17 protein-coding genes are annotated in these 17,877 nt (G+C 71.1%); 7 read left to right on the top strand and 10 right to left on the bottom strand.

Annotation, left to right across the window (positions count from 1 at the left end):
* Nucleotides 1–74: 74 nt before the first annotated feature.
* Nucleotides 75–746 carry a chitosanase gene (locus tag AB0L33_RS28110; RefSeq protein ID WP_365685886.1) on the top strand — a complete coding sequence of 224 codons (672 nt, stop codon included), beginning with the start codon at nt 75–77 and terminating at the stop codon, nt 744–746.
* Nucleotides 747–803: 57 nt separating this feature from the next.
* On the opposite strand, the gene AB0L33_RS28105 is transcribed toward AB0L33_RS28110, so the two are convergent.
* From AB0L33_RS28105 to AB0L33_RS28060, 10 genes are all read right to left on the bottom strand, one after another.
* The gene (locus AB0L33_RS28105; RefSeq protein ID WP_365685884.1) at nt 804–2,138 is read right to left on the bottom strand and encodes a nucleobase:cation symporter-2 family protein; all 1,335 of its coding nucleotides are present in this window, start codon (nt 2,136–2,138) and stop codon (nt 804–806) included.
* Nucleotides 2,139–2,524: 386 nt separating this feature from the next.
* Complete coding sequence (locus AB0L33_RS28100; protein WP_365685863.1) at nt 2,525–3,922, bottom strand: 8-oxoguanine deaminase; 1,398 nt, start codon at nt 3,920–3,922, stop codon at nt 2,525–2,527.
* A gap of 42 nt (nt 3,923–3,964) precedes the next feature.
* Nucleotides 3,965–5,362, bottom strand: a complete 1,398-nt coding sequence (locus tag AB0L33_RS28095; protein WP_365685861.1) for a nucleobase:cation symporter-2 family protein — start codon at nt 5,360–5,362, stop codon at nt 3,965–3,967.
* Between the two features lie 70 nt (nt 5,363–5,432).
* Nucleotides 5,433–6,365 carry a factor-independent urate hydroxylase gene (gene pucL / locus AB0L33_RS28090; RefSeq protein WP_365685859.1) on the bottom strand — a complete coding sequence of 311 codons (933 nt, stop codon included), beginning with the start codon at nt 6,363–6,365 and terminating at the stop codon, nt 5,433–5,435.
* Nucleotides 6,366–6,372: 7 nt separating this feature from the next.
* Entirely contained in the window at nt 6,373–6,765 is a 393-nt protein-coding gene (gene uraH / locus AB0L33_RS28085; protein ID WP_365685857.1) for a hydroxyisourate hydrolase, read from the bottom strand.
* A gap of 13 nt (nt 6,766–6,778) precedes the next feature.
* A complete protein-coding gene (gene uraD / locus AB0L33_RS28080; protein ID WP_365685855.1) occupies nt 6,779–7,288 on the bottom strand; it encodes a 2-oxo-4-hydroxy-4-carboxy-5-ureidoimidazoline decarboxylase in 510 nt (169 codons plus the stop codon).
* Between the two features lie 177 nt (nt 7,289–7,465).
* A complete protein-coding gene (locus AB0L33_RS28075) occupies nt 7,466–7,843 on the bottom strand; it encodes a helix-turn-helix domain-containing protein (protein ID WP_265539551.1) in 378 nt (125 codons plus the stop codon).
* Nucleotides 7,840–8,091, bottom strand: a complete 252-nt coding sequence (locus AB0L33_RS28070; RefSeq protein ID WP_143618285.1) for a hypothetical protein — start codon at nt 8,089–8,091, stop codon at nt 7,840–7,842. The genes AB0L33_RS28075 and AB0L33_RS28070 overlap by 4 nt, the downstream gene beginning before the upstream one ends.
* 57 nt (nt 8,092–8,148) lie before the next feature.
* Nucleotides 8,149–9,345, bottom strand: coding sequence for a lactonase family protein (locus tag AB0L33_RS28065; RefSeq protein WP_365685853.1), 1,197 nt, complete (start codon nt 9,343–9,345; stop codon nt 8,149–8,151).
* Between the two features lie 126 nt (nt 9,346–9,471).
* A complete protein-coding gene (locus AB0L33_RS28060) occupies nt 9,472–10,311 on the bottom strand; it encodes a GntR family transcriptional regulator (protein ID WP_365685852.1) in 840 nt (279 codons plus the stop codon).
* Between the two features lie 227 nt (nt 10,312–10,538).
* Here AB0L33_RS28060 and AB0L33_RS28055 point away from each other — a divergent pair, with 227 nt between their 5' ends.
* The 6 genes from AB0L33_RS28055 (at nt 10,539) to AB0L33_RS28030 (ending at nt 17,859) form a co-directional block, all read left to right on the top strand.
* Nucleotides 10,539–11,807 (top strand): extracellular solute-binding protein, encoded by a 1,269-nt coding sequence (locus tag AB0L33_RS28055; RefSeq protein WP_365685851.1) that lies wholly within the window; start codon nt 10,539–10,541, stop codon nt 11,805–11,807.
* Between the two features lie 37 nt (nt 11,808–11,844).
* The gene (locus AB0L33_RS28050) at nt 11,845–12,828 is read left to right on the top strand and encodes a sugar ABC transporter permease (protein WP_365685849.1); all 984 of its coding nucleotides are present in this window, start codon (nt 11,845–11,847) and stop codon (nt 12,826–12,828) included.
* Nucleotides 12,825–13,667: a carbohydrate ABC transporter permease gene (locus tag AB0L33_RS28045; protein WP_365685847.1), complete on the top strand. Its 843-nt coding sequence runs from the start codon at nt 12,825–12,827 to the stop codon at nt 13,665–13,667. Before AB0L33_RS28050 ends, AB0L33_RS28045 begins: the two co-directional genes overlap by 4 nt.
* Before the next feature lie 41 nt (nt 13,668–13,708).
* Nucleotides 13,709–15,301: a beta-N-acetylhexosaminidase gene (locus AB0L33_RS28040; protein WP_365685845.1), complete on the top strand. Its 1,593-nt coding sequence runs from the start codon at nt 13,709–13,711 to the stop codon at nt 15,299–15,301.
* 75 nt (nt 15,302–15,376) lie between these two features.
* Nucleotides 15,377–16,819, top strand: coding sequence for a cellulose binding domain-containing protein (locus tag AB0L33_RS28035; protein ID WP_365685843.1), 1,443 nt, complete (start codon nt 15,377–15,379; stop codon nt 16,817–16,819).
* Between the two features lie 200 nt (nt 16,820–17,019).
* Nucleotides 17,020–17,859 carry a TIM barrel protein gene (locus AB0L33_RS28030; RefSeq protein WP_365685841.1) on the top strand — a complete coding sequence of 280 codons (840 nt, stop codon included), beginning with the start codon at nt 17,020–17,022 and terminating at the stop codon, nt 17,857–17,859.
* Nucleotides 17,860–17,877 lie beyond the last annotated feature (18 nt).

Genomic DNA, 17,877 nt, shown 5'->3' with positions numbered 1-17,877 from the left:
CAGATGCGAAGGAGTGCAAGGTGCCCGCCACCGCCTCGGCCGGTCTCGACGACCCGGCGAAGAAGGACATCGCCATGCAACTGGTCTCCAGCGCGGAGAACTCCACGCTGGACTGGAAGGCGCAGTACGGCTACATCGAGGACATCGGCGACGGCCGCGGCTACACCGCGGGCATCATCGGCTTCTGCTCCGGCACCGGCGACATGCTCGACCTGGTGGAGCTGTACACCCGGCGCAAGCCGGACAACGTACTGGCCGGGTATCTGCCGGCCCTGCGCGAGGTGGACGGCGGCGACTCGCACGACGGACTGGACCCGGGCTTCCAGGAGGCCTGGAAGACGGCCGCCCGGGACCCCGGCTTCCGGCGGGCGCAGGACGACGAGCGCGACCGGGTGTACTTCGACCCGGCCGTCAGCCGGGGCAGGAGCGACGGGCTGGGCACGCTCGGCCAGTTCGCGTACTACGACGCCATGGTGATGCACGGCGACGGTGACGACAGCGCGAGCTTCGGTTCCATCCGGCAGCGGGCGCTGGCACGGGCCAAGCCGCCGGCCCGGGGCGGTGACGAGGTGGCCTTCCTCGACGCCTTCCTGGACGAACGGGTCCGGGCCATGAAGCAGGAGGAGGCCCACTCGGACACCAGCCGGGTGGACGACGCCCAGCGGGTCTTCCTGCGGAACGGCAATCTGAACCTGGACCCGCCGCTCGACTGGCAGGTGTACGGGGACGACTTCCACATCGACTGAACCGGCTGTGGCGCGTACGGCCAACCCCCGCACGCGCCACAGTCGGCCGACTGTACGTCAGTGGGCGGCCACCTCCATCGCCTTCACCGGGTCGTGGCCGCCGGGCGCGGTCCCGGCCTCCGGGTCCGGCTTCCGGCCGAGGTGGTTGAAGGCCAGGTTGAGGAGGATCGCCACGACGCAGCCGGTGGAGATGCCCGAGTCGAGGACGACGAGGAGGTCCTTCGGGAAGGCGTGGTAGAAGTCGGGCGCCGCGATGGGTATCAGCCCGACCCCGACGGCGGCCGCGACGATCAGCGCGTTCTCGCCCTTCTCCAGCGCGGCGCCGGCCAGGGTCTGGATGCCGCTCGCGGCGACCGACCCGAACAGGACGATGCCCGCGCCGCCGAGGACCGGCAGCGGCACCAGCGCGATGACGGACGCGGCCACCGGGACCAGGCCGAGCAGGATCAGGATGCCGCCGCCGGCCGCGACCACGAAGCGGCTGCGCACCTTGGTCATCGCGACCAGGCCGATGTTCTGCGCGAACGCGCTGCACATGAAGCCGTTGAACAGCGGGCTGATGGCGCTGCCCAGGGTGTCGGCGCGCAGTCCGCCCTCGATGGTCCGTTCGTCGGCGGGGCGGTCGACGATCTTGCCGAGGGCCAGCATGTCCGCCGTGGACTCGGTCATGCAGACCAGCATCACGATGCTCATCGAGACGATCGCGGCGATCTCGAACTGCGGCGCGCCGAAGTGGAACGGGGTGGGGAAGCCGATCGCGTCCGCGTTCCTGATGGCGCCGAAGTCGGTGATGCCGACGGGGATCGCGATGAGCGTGCCGATGATCAGGCCCAGCAGGATGGCGATCTGCTGGAGGAAGCCGCGCAGCAGTTTGCGCAGCGCCAGCACGACGACGAGGGTGACCGCCGCCATGGTGATGTTGGTGGTGGACCCGTAGTCGTGGGCGGTCGCGTTGCCGCCCTGGGACCAGTTGAAGGCGACCGGCAGCAGCGAGACGCCGATCAGGGTGATGACCGTGCCGGTGACCACGGGCGGGAAGAAGCGCACCAGTTTGCAGAAGTACGGCGCGAGGACGAAGCCGAGGAGGCTCGCCACGATGATCGCGCCGAAGATGACGGCGATCCCGTCGTGCCCCCGGTCCTTGCCGATGGCCACCATCGGGGTCACACCGGCGAACGAGACGCCGTTGACGAACGGCAGTCGGGCGCCTATCCGCCAGAAGCCGAGCGTCTGGAGCAGGGTGGCTATGCCCGCGGTGAACAGGCTCGCTCCCATCAGGAACGCGGTCTCCTTGGGGCTGAGGCCCACGGCGGGCCCCACGATCATGGGCGGGGCCACCACGCCCGCGTACATCGCGGCCACGTGCTGGAGGCCGCTGGTGAACATCTTCAGCGGGGGGAGGGTCTCATCGACCGGATGCTTCCGGTCGGACGGGGCCGCCCCGGGCGCTCCGTCGGGGTGGGGGGTCGCACTTGCGTCGTCGCGAAACCTGGGCGTAGCTGCCACGGCGGTTCCTCCGGTCGGTTACACGTCGGCGGTGACGTGGGGTTCAGGGAGGTGGTGCCGGGGCCGGTCCGCCGGACCGGGCCCCGTGTGCTGCGGTGGTGCGGTGAGGCAGGTCGTACGGCTGGTGCGGGCAGCCGGGATCGCCGGGGCGGGAGGCGCGTACGCGTGCGCGGCGCGCCTCCCGCCCCGGTTGCCGCGGACCCCGCTCGGGTCCGCGGCGGCCGGGCCGAGGGCCGTCCCCCTCGGCCGGCCGTTTTCGGGGCCGCCGGGCGTCAGGCTCCGGCGGCGATCTGCGCGAGGCGGCGGGCCTCGTCGCGGGTGGCGCGGGCGATGGCCTCCTCGTCCGCGGTGACCAGGCGGCCGGACTCCACGACCGGCTTGCCGTCGACCAGCGACAGGGTGACCGGGGCGGCGGCGCCGAAGACGAGCGCGGTGATCGGGTCGGCGATGGAGGCGTGGGCGAGGGTGTCCAGCTTCCAGAGGACCAGGTCGGCCAGCTTGCCCGCCTCCAGCGAGCCGGTCTGCGCGGCCCGGCCCAGGACTTGGGCGCCGCCGTAGGTGCCGAGGCGCAGCGCCTGACGGGCGTTCAGGGCGCGTTCGCGGTGCGGGCCGAGGCGGTTGATGAGGAGGGCGTTGCGCAGTTCGGTGTGGAGTTCGCCGGACTCGTTGGACGCGGTGCCGTCGACGCCCAGGCCGACCGGGACGCCCGCGGCGAGCATGTCCGGGACGCGGGCGATCCCCGCGGCGAGGCGGGCGTTGGAGGACGGGCAGTGGGCGACGCCGGTGCCGGTGCGGGCGAAGGCGGCGATGTCGGAGTCGTTCATGTGGACGCAGTGCGCCATCCACACGTCCTCGCCGAGCCAGCCGGTGGACTCGAAGTAGTCGGTCGGGCCCATGCCGAACAGCTCGTGGCAGAACTTCTCCTCCTCCACGGTCTCCGAGCCGTGGGTGTGCAGCCGCACGCCCTTCCGGCGGGCCAGTTCGGCGCCCTGGCGCATGAGTTCGGTGGATACGGAGAACGGCGAGCAGGGCGCGACGGCGACCTGGGTCATCGCGTCGAAGGAGGCGTCGTGGTGGGCGTCGACGGTCGCCTCGGTGGCGGCGAGCGCGCCTTCCAGGGTCTCCACCGCGAAGTCCGGGGGCAGCCCGCCGTCCTTCTCGCTGCGGTCCATGGAGCCCCGGGCGAGGGTGAAGCGCACGCCCATGTCGCGGGCGGCCCCGATGATGGCGCCGGACAGGTCGCCGGAGCCCTTCGGGTAGACGTAGTGGTGGTCCATCGCGGTGGTGACGCCGCCGAGCGCCATCATGGCGAGCGAGCCCTGCGCGGCGGCACGGGCCATCGGCTCGTCGATCCGCGCCCACGTCGGGTACAGCGCGACCAGCCAGTTGAAGAGGTTGTGGTCCGTGGCGAGGCCCCGGGTGATCCACTGGTAGAAGTGGTGGTGCGTGTTGATCAGGCCGGGGGTGGCCAGGTGGCCGGTTCCGTCGATGCGGCGTACGACGTTCTCCAGGCCCTCGGGTGCCCGGCCGGCGCCGACGGACTCGATGCGGTTCCCGGCGACGACGACGTGGCCCGAGGCGTACTCGGTGTCGGCGGCGTCGACGGTCGCGATCGAGCAGTTCTCGATGACGATGCGCTCCACCCGGTCGGGGGCTGCCGGTGCTGCCATGGTGCTTCCTTCTCTCATGCGGGATGTGGGCACGGCAGGACCCTAGGAGGATTTGAGTGCCACGGCCGTGCGGCCGTGGGTGCCGAGATGGTGGAAGAACAGGTTGAGCAGGACCGCGACGAGCGCTCCCGCACTGATTCCGGAGCCCAGGACGGTCTGGGCCCAGGACGGGAAGTCGGCGTAGAACCCGGGCGCGGCGAGCGGGACGATGCCCGCGCCGAGGGCCACGGCGACCAGGATGATGTTGGAGCTGTCGTCCAGGCCGGCTTCGGAGAGCGTACGGATGCCGCTGACCGCGATCGAGCCGAAGAGGACGATCCCGGCGCCGCCGAGCACGGGCATCGGGACGAGCGAGACGACCGCGCCGAGCACCGGGAAGAGCCCGAGGACCAGCAGGGCGGCTCCGGCCGCGGCGACGACGTAACGGCTGCGGACCTTGGTGAGCGAGACGACGCCCACGTTCTGCGCGAAGGCGCTGGTGGGGAAGGAGCCGAAGACGGGGCCGATCAGGGTGGCGATGCCGTCGGTGCGCAGGCCCCTGGTGAGGGTGCGTCCGTCGGTGCGGCGGTCGCAGATCTCCCCGACGGCGAGCATCCCGGCGGACGACTCCGTCATCAGGACGAGCATCACGATGCACAACGAGAGGATCGCGGCCGGCTGGAACTCCGGCGCGCCGAAGGCGAACGGGGTGGGCACGGCCGCCGCCGGGGCGTCCCGCAGCGCGGAGAAGTCGGCGAGCCCGAAGGGCACGGCGGCCAGCGTGCCGACCAACAGACCCATGAGCAGCGCGACTTGCCGCAGAAAGCCCCGGCCGAAGCGCTGGATCAGCAGGATCACCACGAGGGTGAAGGCGGCGAGCGCGAGGTACTTCATGTCGCCGAAGTCGGGGGCCGCCTTGTCGCCGCCCTGAGCCCAGGAGACCGGCACGGGCATCAGGGTGACCCCGATGAGGGTGATGACGACGCCGGTGACCAGGGGCGGGAAGAAGCGCAGGAGTCTGCCGAAGAACGGCCCGACGGCCAGGCAGAACACTCCTGCGACGAGCACCGCCCCGTAGATGGCGGGGAGTTGGTGCCCGGGCGCGTTGGTCTCGGCGATGGCGAGCATCGGGGCGATGCCCGCGGACGACGCGGCGTTGACGAACGGCAGCCGGTTGCCGGCCAGGCCGCCGATGCCGAGGGTCTGGAGCAGGGTGGCGCAGCCGGCGATGAGGAGGCTCGCCGCGATGAGCCGGGTCATGCCCGCCGTGTCGAGGCCGACGGCCTGACCGATGATCAGCGGAGGGGTGACGACACCGGCGTACATGGCGGCGATGTGCTGGAGGGCGGCCGGCAGGAGCCGCGAGGGGGTGAGCTTCTCGTCCACCGGATGCACCGCACGCTCCGGCGGGGTGGAACAGGGGCCTTCTGCTTCCGCGGGCCCGGATGCTGGCTGTGCCATGAGGGTTCCCTCCGGCCCGGCCGGTGCCCGGCCGCCGTCGTGGGCGGGCGGGCACCGGCGCGGCGCCGCGTCAGAGGTTGGTCATGTCGACCGGGATCTGCGGCTCGACACCGTCCCGGAGCACGGTGCCCTCGATGAGCCCGTACGGACGGTCGGCCGCGAAGTACACTGCACCGTCGGCGGTATCGTTCTTTAGTCCGAAGGGCTCCAAGTCCACGAGGAAGTGGTGGTTGTTCGGCAGCGAGAAGCGGATCTCGTCGATCTCACTGCGGTTGTTGATGATGCGCGAACCCATCTGGTAGAGGGTCTGCTGGAGCGAGAGCGAGTAGGTCTCGGCGAAGGCGTGCAGCATGTGCTTGCGCGCCTGTTCGTAGGACTTCTCCCAGTTCGGCACGCGCTGCTCGTCGCTGGTCCAGTTGTAGCGCCAGCGGGCGGAGACGTCGGTCGCGAGGATGCGGTCGTACGCCTCCTTGAGCGTCGTGTACTTGTCCTTGACGTAGCCCCAGAACTCGGAGTTGGTCGAGTTCATCACGGTCAGGTCCTTGAGCCCGGAGATGACCTGCCACTTCTCACCGTCGAAGGTGATCTGGGCGGTGCGGATCTCCTGGTTCTTGCGGACGAAGGAGTGCTTGACCTCGTCGGAACCGATGAAGCGGGAGTTGGCGTCCGAGGTGGCGATGCGCTCCCAGGCGTACTCCTCGATGCGGATGCGCGCCGTCTTGATCGGCTCCTGCGAGGTCACGAAGTGGCGGGCGAGGTGGATGCCGAACTGCTCGGCGGACTCGATCCCGTGCTCCTTGGCGAACGCGAACACCGTGTTCTTGGTGGTGTCCGTGGGCAGGACGTGCGCGTTGGAGCCGGAGTAGTGGACGTCGTCCATCTCGCCGGAGAGCGCGACCGAAACGTTCAGGTCCTTGATGTGGTGGGTGTCGCCGTCCCGCGTGATCCTGACGACGCGGTTCTCTGCTTTGCCGTACTGGTTCTGGCCGAGAATCGTGGGCATGTGTCTGCTAGCTCCCTCGGTATACGGAGTAGCCGAACGGGTTGAGCAGCAGCGGTACGTGGTAGTGCTCGCCCGGGGTGACGGCGAAAGTGATCGCCACCTCGGGGAAGAACGCGCCGCTGTCCCTTACGCGGGGGGCGTCCTGCTGCGCCTCGGCTTGCTTCTTGGCTGTGAAGTACGGCTCGGTCTCGAAGTCGAGCCGTACGTGGGTGGTGCCCTCCGGCAGGGCCGGCAGGTCCTTGCAGCGCCCGTCCGCATCGGTCGCGGAGCCTCCGAGCGTCACCCACTCGGCGTCGGCGCCCTTGCGGGCGGCGAGCGAGACGGCGACGTCCGCGGCGGGGCGGCCGATGCTGGTGTCCAGGATGTGGGTGGACACCGATGCGGTGGCGATGGTGCTCAAGGCTCTCCTTGTGTTACGCGTCTTCCGTGACGAGGCGGGTGAGGCGGATGCGGTTGATCTTGCCCAGTTCGGTGCGCACGATCCCCCGCTCCTGCTCGGGCGAGTTCCCGATGCGGGACTTCACCGCGTCGCGCATCTGCTCACCGGTGGCGCCGGTGGCACAGATCAGGAAGACGTGTCCGAACCGCTCCTGGTAGGCCAGGTTGAGTTCGAGCATCTCGGCCTTGAGCTCCTCGGAGGCCCCGGCCATCCCCCGCTGTTCGCGGGAGGAGGTCGGGTCCCCGGGCTTCGGGCGGCCGATCGGCGGGTGACCGGCCATGGCCTCGGCCAGGTCCTCCGCGCCGAGTGCCGCCGTGGCGGTGTCGCTCGCGGAGAGCAGGGCTTCGGTGGTGGCGTACGGGCGGTGGGCGAGGATCGCTCGTCCCCATGCCGCACTGGCACACACCTCGTGCAGTGCGGCGGCCGCGTCCGCGTCCGCCTGGGTGTTGAGCCGGGCGAGGCCCGGCGTGGAGCTCGAAGTCACGGGAGCCTCCGTGGCTGTTCTTCGCTGTGCGTCGGTCGGGCTGCGGATAGCTAACGCCCTCCGCAACACGACGTCAACAGTTTGTTGAAATTCCGTATACAGAAAGAGCCGCCGCCCGGTGGTCCGGGCGGCGGCTTGATCGATCATGCATCGGCAGCCGGTGCGAGTGTGTCCCAACTACCCGCTCTTGGCGCCGTTTTCCCTGTTCAGGTAGTTGTACACGGTGAACCGGGAGACGCCCAGCGCCCCCGCCACGGTCTCGACCCCATGGCGTACGGAGAAGGCACCGCGTGCCTCCAGCAGCCGGACCGCCTCCTGCTTGGCCTTGCGGTCGAGCTCGGCCAGCGGCATGCCGTGCCGGCGCTCCATCGCGGCCAGGATGTGGTCCAGCGACTCCGAGAGCTGCGGCAGCCGGACCGCCACGACGTCCTCGCCCTCCCAGGCCAGCACCACGTCGTCGGGGTGCGCCTCGCCGGGGCCGACGAGCTCGGCCCCCATCGCGTCCACGAGCGGCTTCACCGCGGTGACGAGGGGGTGGTCCACCGGTCCGGTCACTTCGGGTCCTCCCCGATGACGTTGACCTGGAGCGAGACCCGGGTGGCACCCGATGCCAGCGCTTGCCGCAGCAGGCTGTCCACCGCCGTGAGCACCTGGTCGGCGCCGCCCTCCGCCGTGTTGCCGAACGGACCGACGTCGACGGCGTCCAGTTCGGCCCCCTGGATGACCTCGCGCGCCACGACCGCGTGCGCGGGCGCCTCGTCCAGATCGAAGGGCTCGGTGGTGAACTCCACTCTCAAGCGCATGGTGCCTCCCTGATACGTCGCACCGCGTCCGGTGCGACCTGCGGCTCGGGCTCGACCCTAACGCCCCCGCACCGGCAGCACGCAGACGGCCGCCGGGGCCGCGTACGGGGTCCCGACCGCGGTCAGGGCGCCGGACGCGGCGTCCACCCGGAAGGCGGTGACGGTGCCGGACCGCTGGTTGGCGGCGAAGAGCAGGGCGCCGTCCGGCGAGAACGCGGTGTGCCGGGGGAAGTCGCCGCCCACGGGCACCGTGTCGAGCAGGCGCAGCGCGGCCCCGCCGTCCTCGATCGCGTACCGGGTGATGCTGTTGTGGCCCCGGTTGGCGAGGTAGGCGAACCGGCCGTCGCCGGTGACCAGGAACTGCGCGGGGTAGCTGGTGCCGGAGCCCGTGCCGGTGGACTGCGGGTCCCCCGGGGTCAGCGCGCCCGTAGCGGGGTCGTACCCGCAGACCACCGCCGTGTTGTCGAGCTCGCAGGCCAGGTAGGCGTGGCGCCCGTCGGGGTGGAAGGTGAGGTGGCGGGGCCCGGCGCCCGGCCGCAGCGCGGCGTACGAGACCTGCGCCAGGGTGCCGCGCGTCTCGTCCAGCCGGTACGTGTACACCGTGTCGTTCCCGAGGTCGACGGCGAGCACGTGGGCGCCGTCGGGCGAGGTGATGATCTGGTGCGCGTGCGGGCCGCCCTGCCCCGGTCCGGGGGCGGGCGAGCTGTGCGCGACCAGGTCGGTGCGCTCCCCCACCGATCCGTCCTCGGCCAGGGGGTGCACGGCGACGCTGCCCGAGGTGTAGTTGGCGCTCAGCAGCCACCGCCCGCCCGGGTGGACCGAGAGGTGACAGGGTCCGGCGCCGCCGGTGGACCGGGTGCCCAGGACGCGGAAGGTGCCGTCACCGACGAGGGCGATCGCGGTGACGCCGCCGTCCTGCTGCTCGTCCACCGCGTAGAGCGTGGCGCCCGAGGGGTGGAGGGCGAGGTACGACGGGTTCTCGACGCCCGTGACGACGGTGCGGGCGGTGATGCCCGCCGTCTCCGGGTCGTACGCGGCGACGCCGACGCCGGTGCCGCCCGGGCTGGTCGAGGTGTAGGTGCCGAGGTAGAGGGTGCCGGTGCTGGTGGTGGCGGGGTGTGCGGGGTGCGGCGGGTGGTGGGGGTGGCGGGGCGCGGGGTGGTGCGCGGAGCGCGGCAGGCTGGGGGCGGCGGCGAGGGCACCGCCCGCCAGGAGGGCTCCGAGCAGGGTGCGGCGGCTGGTGGGGGACGTCATGCGAGGCACCTCGTGGGGTTGGTGGCGTCGGATGTGCCAGCCACAGTGGCCCTGCTCGGGGCCCACCGCAAGAGGCGCACCGGCCATTGCGCAGGGCGCAACGCCTGCCCGGGCGCCGGTGCCGGGTCAGTCCCCGGACTGGATGTCGCCCCGCGTCGAGGACGTGATCGGCTCGCGCTGCGCGAAGTCGCCCGGCGGGATGCCCGGATGGTGGCCGCCCTCGACCGGTGCGACGGCGGCGGCCGGGCCGAGGGCCAGCCGGGACACGATGCGGTAGCGGTCGCCCCGGTAGAGCGAGTGCACGTACTCGACGGGGCGGCCGGTCATGTCCGAGGTCAGCCGCTCGAAGAGCAGTGCCGGGGACAGCTCGGGCACGTCCAGGAGGCGGGCCTCGGCGCGGGTCACCACGGTCGGTTCGATCGCCTGGACCGCCTCGTGGACGTGCACGTCGTGCCGCTCGCGCAGGTGCTCGTACAGGTCGCCGCTCTCCAGTTCCTCGGCGGAGAGGCCGGGCACCAGCTCGGCCCGGATGTGCAGGTGCTCGATGGCCATGGGGGCGCCGTCGACCAGACGCAGCCGGGCGACGTACACGATGTCGGCAGCCGGTGACATGCGCAGCTTCCGGCCGACCCGGGCGCCGGCCTGGACGGTGGTGAACTCCAGCAGCCGGCTCGACCAGGCCCCGGACGCCTGCGGGACCGACAGGGCGAGGTCGGCCGAGATCAGCTCCTGGGTGATCTTCTCGGGGGCGACGAACATGCCCCGGCCGTGCTCCCGCACCAGCAGCCCCGTCGCGACCAGCTCGTCCACCGCCGCGCGCAGGGTGGGCCGGGAGACGCCGAGCGTGGCGCACAGGGATCGCTCCGACGGGATCGCGTCGCCCGGACGCCGGGACTCGATCATTTCCAGGATGGCGTCACGGGCCCGCTCCCGTTTGAGCACCGTGCCCGATGCGTCGGCGTCCATGCGCTGCCCCCTTCTGGCGGGTTACCTACCTGACCACTGGACCACTGGTCAGATGGATTGTAGCCGCTTTCGCGGGCCACCCCTCCGAAAGATTCCCAAAACCCGTTGAATACAAGGGGCTTGACGGCTCCATTGGTCCATGCCACCTTCATCCACCAACAAGAGGTGAGCTGTCCAGCGGCCTTCACTGGTCAGGTGGTCAGGTCCTGTTCTCCCAGAGGTGAACCGTGAAGTACCGCTTGCTTGCCGGTGGGTCCGCGCTCGTGCTGGCCGCCGTGCTCAGCGCCTGTGGCTCGTCCGACGACTCCTCCGACGCGTCCGGTGACGGCCGGACCAGCATCGACGTCTGGCTGATGCGCGACAGCGTCTCGGCCCAGTTCCAGAAGGAGTTCGTCCAGGGCTTCGAGAAGGCTCACCCCGACATCCGGGCCCGGATCCAGATCCAGGAGTGGGACGGCATCGGAGAGAAGATCACCGCAGCGCTCGCCAGCAACGACGCCCCGGACGTCATCGAGAGCGGCAACACCCAGGTCGCCCAGTTCGCGCAGAGCGGCGGACTGCTCGACCTCAGCGACAAGGTGGACGAGCTGAACGGCAAGGACTGGCTGGGGGGCCTCGCCGAGCCGGGGTCGTACGAGGGCAAGCAGTACGGCATCCCGTACTACGCGGCCAACCGCGTGGTCATCTACCGCACCGACCTCTTCGAGAAGGCCGGCGTCGACGCGAGGACCATCAAGACCCGCGACCAGTGGATCGCCGCCACCGAGAAGCTCGACAAGGGCGGCAACCAGGGCATCTACCTGCCGGGCCAGACCTGGTACGCGCTGGCCGGCTTCGTCTGGGACGAGGGCGGCGAACTCGCCACCGAGTCCGGGGGCAAGTGGAAGGGCGCCCTGGACACCCCGGAGGCGCTGCGCGGCATGGAGTTCTACAAGCGGCTCCAGGCGCTCGGCAAGGGGCCCAAGGACGCCGACGAGGCCGACCCGCCGCAGGCCGACGTGATGGCGCAGGGCAAGGTCGCCCAGGTCATCTCGACCCCGGGCGGCGCCAACGTCGTCATCGAGAAGAACCCCGACCTGAAGGGGAAGCTGGGCTTCTTCCCGATCCCCGGCAAGACCGCCGACACGCCGGGTGCCGTCTTCACCGGCGGCTCGGACCTGGTGATCCCCACCGCCTCCGGGAAGCAGGACGCCGCGCTCACGTTCATCAAGGAACTCACCGGCGACACCTGGCAGAAGAAGCTCGCGGTCGCCATGAGCTACGTGCCGAACCGGACGACGCTCGCCTCCGCGGTCGCCGCGGACCCGGGCGCCGCCGCGATGGCGGTCGGCGCGGCGAACGGCCACGCCACGCCCAACACCCCGAACTGGGCCGCGGTCGAGGCGGAGAACCCGATCAAGGACTACATGACCGCCGTCCTCACCGGGGGCGATCCGGCGAAGGAGGCGGCCAAGGCGTCCGCCGACATCACCCGGGCCATGAACTCCGGCTCCTGACCGCCCGTCCGCCCACACCCCGGAGAGGAGGCGTGCCGTGTCGGTCATCCGGGAACGGACCGCACCCCCCAGTCCCCTGCGCCGGGCCGTACCCGGCACGTCCGGACCGCCGCCCCGGCGGCGGTCCGGGGAGCCGCGCGGCCTGTGGCCGTACGCCCTGATCGCACCCGCGGTCGGCGGCATGCTCTACCTGCTGGTCTATCCGCTGCTGCGGGCGGTCCTGATCTCGCTCCAGGACTTCCGGCTGCGGCAGCTGATCACGGGTGACGCGGAATTCGTCGGGCTGCGCAACTACCGCGCGCTGCTGGGCGATCCGCGGTTCTGGCAGGTCGTCCGGCGCACCTTCCTGTTCATGGCGGTCAACGTGGTCCTCATCATGGTGATCGCGACGCTGGTCGCCCTGATGACGGAGCGGCTGAGCAGGATCGCCCGGACGGTGGTGCTCAGTTCGCTGGTGCTGGCCTGGGCGATGCCGGTGATCGCGGCCACCACGGTCTTCCAGTGGCTGTTCCACTCCGAGTTCGGCATCGTCAACCACCTGCTGACCGGTGCGGGCTTCTCCTCGTTCGACCGGTATCCGTGGTTCGCGCACGGCACCGCCGCCTTCGCCATCCTGGTGCTGCTGGTCGTGTGGCAGTCGGTGCCGTTCGCGGCGATCACCCTCTACTCCGGGCTGACCACGGTCCCGACCGAGCTGTACGAGTCGGCCCGGCTGGACGGCGCGAGCGGCGCCCGGATCTTCCGCTCGGTCACCCTGCCGGTGCTCCGGCCGATCTTCCTGCTGGTGTTCTCACTGGAGGTGATCTGGACGTTCAAGGCGTTCGTCCAGATCTGGGTGATGACCCGGGGCGGGCCGGGCGACGCGACGACCATCCTGCCCGTGTACGCGGTCCAGACCGCGCTGGCCGGCCAGCGCTACGACCTCGGCTCGGCCGCCTCGATGGTCACCGTGGTCCTGATGTCCGGGGTGCTCGTCCTCTACTTCCGCCAGATGCTCCGCCAGGAGGACGAGATCCGATGAACCGTGCCCGTAGCGCCCGACTGCGGCGGCTGCCGCTGAACGCCGCCGCCACGCTGACCGTCCTGGTCTGCCTGTTCCCCGTCTACTGGATGATCTCCACCGCGTTCAAACCGTCCAAGGACATCCAGTCGTCCGACCCGCGACTCTTCCCGCGCACCTGGACGCTCGACCACTTCCGCACCGCGGTGCACGCCGACGGCTTCGGGATGTTCTGGCGCAACAGCGTGCTGGTGACGGTGAGTTCGATCCTGCTCGCCCTGATCGTCGCCCTGGCCTCGGCGTACGCGGTGGCCCGGCTGCGCTGGAAGGGGCGGCGGCAGTTCATGCTCATGGTGTTCATCGCGCAGATGGCGCCCTGGGAGTCGCTGATCATCCCGGTCTACATCATCTCCCGCGACACGGACATGCTGGACCGGCTGCCGACGCTGACCCTCGTGTACTTCATGGTCACGCTGCCGTTCTCGGTGATCGTGCTGCGGGGCTTCATCGGGACGATTCCGCCGGAGCTGGAGGAGGCCGCGCAGGTCGACGGCTGCACCAGGACCGCCGCGTTCCGGAAGGTGGCCCTGCCGCTGCTCGCGCCGGGACTGATGGCCACCTCGCTGTTCGGCTTCATCACCGCCTGGAACGAGTTCGCGTACGCCAACTTCCTGATCATCAAGCACCAGGACAGCCGCACCCTGCCGGTCTGGCTGTCCTCCTTCCAGAACACCTTCGGCACCGACTGGGGCGCCACGATGGCCGCCTCCACGCTCTTCGCCCTGCCCGCGCTGGTGGTCTTCCTGCTGCTCCAGCGCCATGTCACCTCCGGCTTCGCCGCCGGCGCCGTCAAGGGTTAGGGCCTTTCGGCCGTGTCCACACCCCCTCCCGGAGGCCCCGCATGCCCGCACCCCGCCCCGAACACTCCCTCGTCCCCCGCCCCCGCAAGGTCTCCGCGCGCCCCGGCCGCTTCACCCTGACCCCGGACACCGGCATCCGCGCCCACCCCGGCGCGGAGGGTGCCGCCGACCTGCTGCGCACCCTGCTCGCCCCCGGCACCGGGCTCCCCCTCGCCCCCTCCCCCACCGGCCGCGTCGTGCTCGCCCTGGACCCGCAGCTGAGCGGCCTCGGCGAGGAGGGGTACGGCCTCACCATCGGCCCGGACTCGGTGCTGATGCGGGCCGCCCGCCCGGCCGGCCTGCTATGGGGGGTCCAGACCCTGCGCCAGCTGCTGCCCGCCGAGGCGCTGTCGGCGGGGGCCCGGCGGGGCGGCGCATGGTCCCTGCCGTGCGTGGAGATCAGCGACGTCCCGGCGCATCCGTGGCGCGGCACGATGCTCGACGTGGCCCGGCACTTCCAGCCCGTCTCCTACCTGCGTCGTTACGTGGACCTGATGGCCCTGCACAAGCTGAACACGCTGCACCTCCACCTCACCGACGACCAGGGCTGGCGGATGCCGGTCGCCGCGTATCCGAGGCTGACGGGGATCGGCGGCCACCGCAGCCAGTCGATGGCCGGTCCGCCGGGCGGCCCCGTCGAGCGCTTCGACGGCATCCCGCACTCGGGGGCGTACACCACCCAGGAGTTGCGCGGCCTCGTCCGTTACGCGGCGGCGCGCGGGGTGCGGGTGGTGCCGGAGATCGAGATGCCCGGCCATGTCCGGGCCGCCCTGGCCGCCCATCCGGAGCTGGGCAACGACCCGTCGAGGCGGCTCGGCGTGTGGACCCGGTGGGGCGTGTGCGACACGGTGTTCGGGGTGCACGAGGAGGTCTTCGACTTCTGCCGGACGGTGCTGGACGAGGTCATGGACGTCTTCCCGTCCCCGTACATCCACGTGGGCGGCGACGAGTGCCCGACCATCGAGTGGGAGACCAGCCCGGCGGCCCGGGAGCGGGCCGCCGCCGAGGGGCTGCCCGACGCGCGGGCCCTGCACGGCTGGTTCATGGGCCGCATCGGTGCGTACGTCGCCGAGCGAGGCCGCATCCCGGTCGGCTGGGCGGAGACCGGCACCGAACTCCCCCCGGAATTCACGGTGATGACCTGGCGCGACCCGGCCCACGCCCGCGCCGCCGCCCGCCGCGGCCACCAGGTGGTCGCCGCCCACTACCGGGCCACCTACCTCGACTACGCGGAGTCCGGCGCCCCCGGCGAACCGCTCACGCAGCCGGGCCCGCCGGTCGAGCTGCGCACGGTGCACGGCGACCGCTCGCTGACCGACGACTGGGAGCCGGGTGACGCGGTCCGGCTGCTCGGTACGCAGGCCCAGCTGTGGACCGAGTACGCGCCCACCCCGGACCGGATCGAGTACCAGACGTATCCCAGGCTGTGCGCCCTCGCGGACCGCGCCTGGTCCGGCGGCGGCGACGGCTGGCCCGGCTTCCTCACCCGCCTGGGACACCACACGGCCCGGCTGGACGCACTGGGCGTCCGCTACCGCCGCCTGAACCCCCGGCCGCTCACCGCGGCATCCCCAGGAACAGCGCCGACCCCGTGACATCCCACTCCCCAGGAACAGCGCCGACCCCCTGAAGTCGCACTCCCCCACGACGTTCCCGGAAGGAACACACGCATGAAGTCACACGCGAAGAGCCGGCTGCGCGCCGCTGCCGCTGCCGCTGTCACCGTGGCGCTCGGCTGTACGGCCCTGGCCGCCGTCCCCACGACGGCGAGCGCCGCCGGCGAGCCGATCGCCGTGCAGTACCGCACCGGCGCGTCCGGCGCGAGCGCCGACCAGAGCGAGCCCTGGTTGAAGGTCCGGAACACCGGCAGCGGGTCCGTGCAGCTCAGCGACGTGAAGATCCGCTACTACTTCAAGGGCGACGCGGTGGGCGAGGCCTACCGGTTCGCCTGCTCCTGGGCGGTGAGGGGCTGCGGGAACATCACGGGGACGTTCGGCACGCTCGCGCATCCGACCGCCAGTGCCGACCGCTACCTGGAGATCGGCTTCACCTCCGGCGCGGGCTCCCTGGCACCGGGTGCCGACAGCGGTGACCTGCAGCTGCGGTTCTACCGGTCCAGCTGGCAGCCGCTGGTACAGAGCGACGACTACTCCTTCGGCGCCGGCGCGACCGCGTACACCGACTGGACGAAGGTGACCGCACAGCTGGGCGGCACCACGGTCTGGGGCACCGCCCCCGAGGGCAACGACCCCACCGACCCGACCGATCCGACGGATCCGACCGATCCGACGGACCCGGGTGAGGACGGGCCGACGCTCTTCGACGACTTCAACTACAGCAACCACAGCGACCCGCAGATCGCCGCGCACGGCTGGAGCGTCCGCTCCAACGCGGGCGGGCCCGGCGTGCCCGGCGCCACCTGGGCGCCGGAGAACGTCACGTTCGCGACGCAGAGCGGCAACTCCGTCATGAACCTGGAGACGTCGACGGCGGGCAGCGGCGAGTCGACGAAGCAGACCGAGATCCTGACCCAGTCGATGAAGTTCCGGAACGGCACCTACGCGGCGCGGGTCAAGTTCAACGACGCGCCGAAGTCGGGCCCGGACGGGGACCACTTGGTCCAGACGTTCTTCACCATCAACGACCTCAAGGCCCCGATGGCGGACGACTACGCCGAGTACGACTTCGAGTACCTGCCCAACGGCGGCTGGGGCGAGAGCGGCAACATCCTCTACACGACCTCCTGGGAGACCTACCGGCCCGACCCGTGGGAGGCCGTCAACCAGCACACCGAGTCCCGGCAGAGCTACGCGGGCTGGCACGACCTGGTCGTGACCATCGACAACAGCGCGATCACGTACTACATCGACGGTCAGCTCTTCGGCACGCACGGCGCGGCCTACCTGCCGGAACGCGGCATGTCGATCAACTTCAACCAGTGGCTGATCGACCTGGCCGGGCAGACGAGCACCACGCCTCGCGCGTACGACCAGCAGGTGGACTACGTCCTGCACGTGAAGGACAAGGTCCTCACGCCTTCGCAGGTGAACGCGAAGGTCGCCGCGTTGCGCGCGGCGGGGACGACGTTCCAGGACACGGTTCCGGCCGGGTGATCCGGTAGCGGAACGCACGGGCGGGGGCGGAGGCCGACGGGCCTTCACCCCGCCCTTTCGCATGCCCTCCGAGAGGTGCGCGCCACCTCCCTGACCGGCACGAATTACGGGCACCCCCTTGACAGCCCCGCCACCCGCCGGGCAATCTTCCATTAAGCAGAAACAAACTTCCGCAATACGGAAGGAGCGCCGAAACCCTCATGGGCTACCCGGACCAGCGCTTCGATGTGAACCTCTCGATCCTCTTCACGGAACTCCCGCTCCTGGAGCGTCCCGCGGCAGCCGCCGCGGCCGGCTTCACGGCGGTCGAGCTGTGGTGGCCCTGGATCGAGACCCCCACCCCCGAGCAGGCCGAGCTCGACGCCCTCAAGAAGGCGCTCGACGACGCCGGCACACAGCTGATGGGCCTGAACTTCTACGCCGGACAGCTCCCCGGCCCCGACCGCGGCGCGCTCTCCGTGCCCGGCGCGGAGTCGGAGCGGTTCCGGGCCAACATCGAGGTGGCGGCCGGCTTCGCCGCCTCGGTCGGCTGCAAGGCGCTCAACGCGCTGTACGGCAACCGGGTCGACGGCGTCGACCCCGCCGTCCAGGACGAACTCGCCCTGGAGAACCTCGCACTGGCGGCCCGCGCCGCCGACCGGATCGGCGCGGTGCTGCTGATCGAGACCCTGAACGCACCGGAGTCCCCGCGCTATCCGCTGGTGAGCGCCCCGGCCGGGATCGAGGTCGTGGACCGGGTCAACGCGGCGACGGGCCTCGGCAACGCGAAGTTCCTGCTGGACCTGTACCACCTGTCGATGAACGGCGAGGACCTCAGCCAGGTCATCACCGCGTACGCCGACAAGACCGGGCACGTCCAGATCGCCGACAACCCGGGACGCGGCGCGCCCGGCACCGGCTCGCTCCCCCTGGAACAGCTCCTGGACGAGCTGACGAAGGCCGGTTACGAGGGCTGGGTCGGGCTGGAGTACAAGCCCGGCGACCGCCCGAGCGCCGACTCCTTCGACTGGCTCCCGGCCGCCGCGCGGCCCGCCCGCTGAGGCTTCCCAGGAGCCCTT

It is taken from the genome of Streptomyces sp. NPDC052299 (genome assembly GCF_040679335.1).
Taxonomy (GTDB): Bacteria; Actinomycetota; Actinomycetes; order Streptomycetales; family Streptomycetaceae; genus Streptomyces.
This window is presented reverse-complemented; position numbering and strand designations above follow the sequence as displayed.

Excerpts from the sequence above, each read along its gene's own strand:
- AB0L33_RS28110 (WP_365685886.1), top strand. The coding sequence starts at position 75 with ATGCAACTGGTCTCCAGCGCGGAGAACTCCACGCTGGACTGGAAGGCG.
- AB0L33_RS28100 (WP_365685863.1), bottom strand. The coding sequence starts at position 3,922 with ATGGCAGCACCGGCAGCCCCCGACCGGGTGGAGCGCATCGTCATCGAG.
- AB0L33_RS28095 (WP_365685861.1), bottom strand. The coding sequence starts at position 5,362 with ATGGCACAGCCAGCATCCGGGCCCGCGGAAGCAGAAGGCCCCTGTTCC.
- pucL (WP_365685859.1), bottom strand. The coding sequence starts at position 6,365 with ATGCCCACGATTCTCGGCCAGAACCAGTACGGCAAAGCAGAGAACCGC.
- AB0L33_RS28070 (WP_143618285.1), bottom strand. The coding sequence starts at position 8,091 with ATGCGCTTGAGAGTGGAGTTCACCACCGAGCCCTTCGATCTGGACGAG.
- AB0L33_RS28065 (WP_365685853.1), bottom strand. The coding sequence starts at position 9,345 with ATGACGTCCCCCACCAGCCGCCGCACCCTGCTCGGAGCCCTCCTGGCG.
- AB0L33_RS28060 (WP_365685852.1), bottom strand. The coding sequence starts at position 10,311 with ATGGACGCCGACGCATCGGGCACGGTGCTCAAACGGGAGCGGGCCCGT.
- AB0L33_RS28045 (WP_365685847.1), top strand. The coding sequence starts at position 12,825 with ATGAACCGTGCCCGTAGCGCCCGACTGCGGCGGCTGCCGCTGAACGCC.
- AB0L33_RS28040 (WP_365685845.1), top strand. The coding sequence starts at position 13,709 with ATGCCCGCACCCCGCCCCGAACACTCCCTCGTCCCCCGCCCCCGCAAG.
- AB0L33_RS28035 (WP_365685843.1), top strand. The coding sequence starts at position 15,377 with ATGAAGTCACACGCGAAGAGCCGGCTGCGCGCCGCTGCCGCTGCCGCT.
- AB0L33_RS28030 (WP_365685841.1), top strand. The coding sequence starts at position 17,020 with ATGGGCTACCCGGACCAGCGCTTCGATGTGAACCTCTCGATCCTCTTC.